General features: G+C 73.5%; 5 protein-coding genes. 3 read left to right on the top strand and 2 right to left on the bottom strand.

The features are described from left to right. Positions 1–652, top strand: a 652-nt coding sequence (locus IEZ00_RS03350; RefSeq protein WP_189221491.1) for a sensor histidine kinase, incomplete at its 5' end; no start/stop codon positions are given. Next, entirely contained in the window at positions 649–1,308 is a 660-nt protein-coding gene (locus IEZ00_RS03345; RefSeq protein WP_189221490.1) for a response regulator transcription factor, read from the top strand. The genes IEZ00_RS03350 and IEZ00_RS03345, both read left to right, overlap by 4 nt. 57 nt (positions 1,309–1,365) lie before the next feature. Here IEZ00_RS03345 and IEZ00_RS03340 read toward each other — a convergent pair whose 3' ends face one another. Continuing rightward, positions 1,366–1,740: a hypothetical protein gene (locus IEZ00_RS03340; RefSeq protein WP_189221489.1), complete on the bottom strand. Its 375-nt coding sequence runs from the start codon at positions 1,738–1,740 to the stop codon at positions 1,366–1,368. Positions 1,741–2,110: 370 nt separating this feature from the next. On the opposite strand from IEZ00_RS03340, the gene IEZ00_RS03335 reads away from it, so the two are divergent. Beyond that, positions 2,111–3,412 (top strand): alginate O-acetyltransferase AlgX-related protein, encoded by a 1,302-nt coding sequence (locus tag IEZ00_RS03335; protein WP_189221488.1) that lies wholly within the window; start codon positions 2,111–2,113, stop codon positions 3,410–3,412. Between the two features lie 75 nt (positions 3,413–3,487). Here the strand turns inward: IEZ00_RS03335 and IEZ00_RS03330 are convergent. Continuing rightward, the coding region (locus tag IEZ00_RS03330) for a tetratricopeptide repeat protein (protein ID WP_189221487.1) at positions 3,488–4,516 on the bottom strand (1,029 nt) is incomplete at its 5' end.

The following is a 4,516-nucleotide window of genomic DNA, read 5'->3' as shown; positions in this document are numbered from 1 at the left end:
GCTGTCGCTGCGCCACCAGCGGGCGGTCGAGCGGCGCGGGCAGCAGGTGGCGCAGGAGCGGCTGCGGATCGCGCGGGAGGTGCACGACGTGGTGGCGCACAGCCTGGCGATGATCAACGTCCAGGCCGGGGTGGCCGCGCACGTGGCCGACCGGCGACCGGAGGAGGCGGTCAAGGCGCTGCGGGCGATCAAGGAGGCCAGCGGGCACGCGCTGGCCGACCTGCGCGCCACGCTGGGGGTGCTGCGCTCCGGCGAGGGCGCCGCCCCCGTCCCCTCGCTGCGCAGGCTGGACGACCTGGTCGCGCCGGTGGCCAGGGCGCGGGTGGTGGGGGAGCCCGGCGAGCTGCCCGCGCCGGTCGACGCGGCGGCCTACCGGGTGGTGCAGGAGGCGTTGACCAACGCCCTGCGGTACGCGCCGGACGCCACCGCCATCACGATCGGGTTCGACCGGACGGACGAGGGGCTGGTGCTGTCGGTGGTCGACAACGGGAGCGCCGCCACCGCCCCGGTCGGTTCGGGCAGCGGGCTGGCGGGGATGCGGGAGCGGGTGGAGGCGCTGGGCGGCACGCTGCGGGCGGGGCCGGTGGCGGGCGGCGGGTTCGAGGTCAGGGCGGTGCTGCCGCTGGGCGCGGCGCGGAAGGGGGTCGCGTGATCAGGGTGGTGCTGGCCGACGACCAGGCGCTGGTGCGCGCCGGGTTCCGGTTGCTGCTGGACACCGAGGACGGCTTCGAGGTGGTCGGCGAGGCGGGCGACGGCGCGCGGGCGGTGGAGCTGGCCCGCGAGCACCGGCCGGACGTGGTGGTGATGGACATCCGGATGCCCGGTGTGGACGGGCTGGCCGCGACCCGCCGGATCTGCGCCGAGCTGCCAGGGGTGCGGGTGCTGGTGCTGACCACGTTCGACGTGGACGAGTACGTGTTCGAGGCGCTGCGCGGCGGGGCCAGCGGGTTCCTGCTCAAGGACACCGACCCGGTGGAGCTGCTGCGCGCGCTGCGGGTCGTGGCGGCGGGGGAGGCGCTGCTGGCGCCGAGCGTGACGCGCAGGCTGATCGAGGACTTCGCGGCCCGCCCCGGGCACCGGCGGCCGGACCCGGCGGCGCTGGGCGAGCTGACCGCGCGCGAGCGGGAGGTCATGGCGCTGGTCGCGGGCGGGCTGTCCAACGACGAGATCGCGGGCCACCTGGTGATCAGCCCGGCCACCGCGCGGACCCACGTGAGCCGGGTGATGACCAAGCTCGGGGCGCGGGATCGGGCCCAGCTCGTGGTGCTCGCCTACGAGTCCGGATTGGTGAACCCTCGCAGGCGGTAACACTTTCGGAGATTTTCGTAACAATCAGTATTGGTATTGGTCGTTTAGTTCACGCCATTAAGCGATGGCCCCCGGCGGCAGCTTCAACTTGAACGGCAGCGTGGTGACCACGGCGAGATCCGAAGCTGTCTTCTTCATCAGCGTCGGCGCGTTGCGGGTGCCCGGTTCCGGCAGGTCCAGCAGCCGGTCCACGGCCTCGACCAGCGGACCCTCGTAGATCCAGACGGCCTGGGCGGCGCGCGTGCTGTCCCGCACGGCGGGCAGTCGACCGGCGCGCGCCTCGGTCTCCGACCAGAACAGGATCGAGTCGATGAAGCCTCTGCGCTGCTTGAACGCCATGATGCGGTCGAGCTGCCCGTCCTCGTCCCGCAGGTGCAGGAACTGGAACCCGCTCTCGCGCAGCTCGATGACCTTGCTCAGTGCGAGATCCATGACGCACCTACCTCTGTTGTGAGGTCCCCTAAGCAGGCACAGGTCTGATGACCCGAAATGATCGTACGGCAAACCGACAATCCGCCATAGGGACTAGGCCGATGAAGTTGTCTCATTCGAGTCGCTATCGGGCGTCGCCTTTTGGTGTGATCGCAGCACGCGAACGGTTCGGGTCACGAAGGCCAGCGCCCCGAGGGTGACGAGGCTCACATGCAGCCACATCCCTGCCTCCGGTCCAGTGACATCTCAGGTCACCAGGGAAGACGTGCGGCGCACGAACGGGGTTGCCACGGCGGGCGCATTCCGGACCCCTGACTTCCCCCGCGGCGAAGCGGCCCCCCGGACCGGGTTGGCCGGCTACCCTGTCCGGGTGAGCGTCGAGGAGCCCACCAGCCCGCACCGGGCCCGGTCGCCGCTCCCGGCGCTGCCCGAGTCGTTCCTGCCCAGGGAGCACGCCCTCTACCGGCCGAGGCACGCCGACCGGCAGCGCACCGCGCTGGTCACCGCGGCGGTGTTCTTCTGCGCGCCGCTGCTGCTGCTGGTCCTCGGCGTGCGACCGGGCGAGTTCGAGAACCGCAAGCTGGCCGAGTTCCCCTCGCCCGCCGACGGCTGGGGCTTCTTCACCGGCCTCAACCAGTGGGCCAACGACCACCTGCCGCTGCGCGAGCAGGCGGTGGCCGCGCAGGACGGCATCAGCCGCGGCCTGTTCGGCGAGGCGCCCAAGTTCGAGCGCCCGCAGGGGGGCGTCGGTCCCGTCCAGCCGCCCGAGGACCCCTCGCTGGACCGGCCGGAGCCCACCGCCTACGTCGACGTCATCGAGGGCAAGGGCAACTGGCTCTACCTGGGCCACGACATCAAGGACGCCTGCCGACCCGCGCTGCCCACCGACGAGGTCTTCACCCGGCTGGCCCGCCTGCGCGCCGCGGTCGAGGCGTCCGGCCGCCGGTTCGTGCTGGTCGTCGCCCCGAACAAGACCACGATGGTGCCCGAGTACCTGCCCGCCCGCTACTTCGGCCAGGAGTGCTTCACCAAGGCCCGCGACAACTTCTGGAACAACGTGGTGGCCCGCACCGGCGCGCTGGACCTGCGGCCCGCGCTGCGCGAGTCCGCGCAGCGGGTGGGCCGCCCGGTCTACACCGAGAAGGACACCCACTGGACCAACGAGGGCGGCCTGGTGATGGCCCGCGCCATCACCAACGCGGTCAAGCCGGGCACCTCGGCGTCGTGGAAGGTGGAGCAGGCGGGCCAGGTCGAGCGAGCCTCCGACCTGCCGCCGCTGCTGGGCCGCTCCGACCGGGAGATGGTGCAGTCCTACGACATCTCCCCGGACGGGAAGAACGTGCGCAGCCGCGAGGTCCCCGGCGACCCCCGGCAACCCCAGCGGGTCACCCAGCCGCCCGCGCCGGGCGTGGTGAACGCCAAGGTGGGGCTGCTCGGCGACTCGTTCAGCTTCTACGTGGTGCGCTACCTGGTGGCCGGGTTCACCGACATCACCCTCCAGCACGTGGACGCGGTGACCACCGACCCCCACCAGGTCGGGCGGATGCTCGCGGACAACGACGTGGTGGTGCTGGAGGCGGCCGAGCGGAACCTGGTCGGCGGCATCAACTCGATCCTCAACCCCCAGGTGATCGACGCCATCGCCGAGGAACTGGCCAAGCGACCGCGCTAGCCGAGCGGTCTCCGACCCGGCCGGTGGTCGTGCGGGATCGGCGACCTCGGTGGCGCGGCGGTGTCCGCCTGCGGCTCACGCCTCTCCCGCCGTGGTCGCGACCGGGACCTGGTCCAGCCGCTCCCGCACCGCGGCGCAGTCCTGGTGCCCGAGGCGTTCCAGCAGCTCCAGCGCCTGCGCCCACGCCTCGCGCGCCGACCGCTCCCGCCCCGCCGCCCGCTGGGCGTCCCCGACGAGGACCAGGCCCCACGCCTCGCGGTACCGGTCGCCGAGCAGGCGGAACAGCTCGACGGCCCGGCTGTGGTGCGTCACGGCCCGCGCGTGCTCGCCCAGCCCGTGGTGGGCGCAGCCGGTGATCTGGGCGCAGTGGGCCAGCCCGTCGCGGTCGTCGGTCAGCGCCGACGCCTCCCGGCAGTGGGCCAGTGCCGCGGCGTGGTCGCCCCGGCCCACCGCGAACCAGGCCAGCGCGATCAGGTCGAAGCCCTGCCACGTGCGCTCGCCCGAGTCGGTGTGGAACGCCAGCGCCCGACGGGCGTGGGCCGCCGCCCGGTCCGGGTCGCCGCGCTGCCCGTGCTCCGCGGCCAGCGAGAAGTGCACGACCGCCTCCCCTCTCCGGTCGCCCTGCGCGCGGTGCAGGGCCAAGGCCCGTTCGAGGTGGTCGAGCGCGGCGTCCCGGTCGCCGAGGGCGCTCGCCGTGCGGCCGAGCAGGTGGTGGGTGACCGCCAGGGCGTCCCGGTCGTCCAGCCGCTGGGCGGCGGCCAGCGCGGTGCGCAGCGCGGCGGCCTTCTCCCGCCACCGGCCGCGGCGGTTGAGGTAGGAGGTGAGGACCCACGGGAGCTGCCAGGCGTGCACGTGCCAGCCGTGGCGCACCGCGTCGTCGAGGACCGCGAGCACCGCGGTGTGCTCGGCGTCGAACCAGGACATCGCCTCGTCGTAGCCGCTGACCTGCCGCGCGGTCACGCCGTCGCGCGGTGGCGGGGGCGTGATCGGCGGCCAGTGCGGGGCCAGTCGCCGCTCGGCGGCGTACCCGGTGTGCAGGTAGTGGTCGGCCAGTCGCGCGCGGGCCGCGACCAGATCTTGGGGGTCCTCGTGCGCGCGGGCCAG

Source organism: Saccharothrix coeruleofusca (assembly GCF_014648515.1).
Taxonomy (GTDB): domain Bacteria; phylum Actinomycetota; class Actinomycetes; order Mycobacteriales; family Pseudonocardiaceae; genus Actinosynnema; species Actinosynnema coeruleofuscum.
Note: the sequence above shows the minus strand (reverse complement) of the source record. Positions and strands in the feature narration are given on the sequence as shown.